General features: G+C 48.2%; 1 protein-coding gene and 1 pseudogene. Both read right to left on the bottom strand.

Features of this window, described 5'->3' with window-relative positions; translation table 11 throughout:
- Positions 1-117 precede the first annotated feature (117 nt).
- The gene (locus tag IQ268_RS31975) at positions 118-987 is read right to left on the bottom strand and encodes an NmrA family NAD(P)-binding protein (RefSeq protein ID WP_193887512.1); all 870 of its coding nucleotides are present in this window, start codon (positions 985-987) and stop codon (positions 118-120) included.
- Between the two features lie 146 nt (positions 988-1,133).
- Positions 1,134-1,256 (bottom strand): annotated as a pseudogene (locus tag IQ268_RS31980) (IS1 family transposase); the annotation flags it as partial.

Consider the following 1,256-nt stretch of genomic DNA (forward strand, 5'->3'; position numbering starts at 1 on the left):
TAACAACCCTGTTCACCCGCCTCAGACGACTTCTCGAACCTAGCCAATAATTTTCATACAGTCGGTGTGCAACGGAATTGTTAGCTGGCTGCACAGAGAGACGGACTTCCAGTCACCTTACTTAGGATTGATTGATTGCACCATCTGCAAAAGATAATTGTGCAGTGCAGTCATACCCCGCTCAACAGAGTTTGCGTCTGGAAATGTTTCATTGAGTGTCGCTGCTGTCATGCTGGCGAAAGATTCAGCCGACTCATCCGAGAAACCTATACTCTTGAACATCGTCAACCATTGGTTGCGAGGAATAGATTCAGCAACAACAGGACGCCCTAGTACCGTCGCAAATGCAGCCGCTACCTCTTGTGACGAGTAGCGATCGGGACCTTCAACATAATGAATCCCCGTCTGCTCGATCGGTTCAGTCATTAAACGAGCCGCTATCTCACCGATATCTAATGAAGCAACCATCGGCAATTTGAAGTCTTCTGGAAAAAGCGTCTGTACCACTCTCTGTTCGCGGGCTGTTTGTAAAGATGCGCGCCAATTGCTCATGTAATAAGCGGCTCGAATAATTGTGGTGGGAATCGGTTGGGCAGCTAGTGCCTGCTCCATCTCATAAAGCACACCTAAATCGCCTATTCGTTCTCCAGGTTGGGCTCCATACGTTGATTCGGCTACGATCTTCTCTAAACCTGTCCCATCGATCGCCCTCAAGATAGCTGCTAAGCTGCGTCGCTCTTCATCAGTCGTATCGGAGGAAGGAACAGCGGGCGGATTAAGTAAAAACAACCGCTGACCTTGACGAAAGATGCCCCGAAGCTTCTCCGTATCATGCACATCGGCTACTGCAACATTGGCACCGTCTTGACACAATCCTTCGGCTTTTGAGGGATTGCGAGTGACGACAAGAACGGGTTCACGCCGTTTGAGTAGTGCCCGCGCTACGGCTGAACCAACATTGCCAGTACCTCCAAGGATAATGTGCATTCAGTGCTTCCAAGGCTAGCGTGCATCTCCTAGATCTAGGATAACAATTACTGAATAGCTAACAATTTATTGTACAGAGTAACTCTGTATATCCAGCTATTTAGGGTGAATGAACAAATTCCGGCGTTGCTGAATAGCGGGAGGAATCAAGCAGGAATCGGGACATCGCCAAATCTCAAGTAGTGAAGTAGCAAGCGGATTGACTGCCTCAGCATTTCTTCTGATTTGGAATAGCACAATGTTTTGCGATGTAGTCGAGCCAGATAGTG

It is taken from the genome of Oculatella sp. LEGE 06141 (assembly GCF_015207605.1).
GTDB lineage: Bacteria > Cyanobacteriota > Cyanobacteriia > Elainellales > Elainellaceae > Oculatella.

Coding starts and splice junctions, on each gene's coding strand:
- IQ268_RS31975 (WP_193887512.1), bottom strand. CDS start 987: ATGCACATTATCCTTGGAGGTACTGGCAATGTTGGTTCAGCCGTAGCG.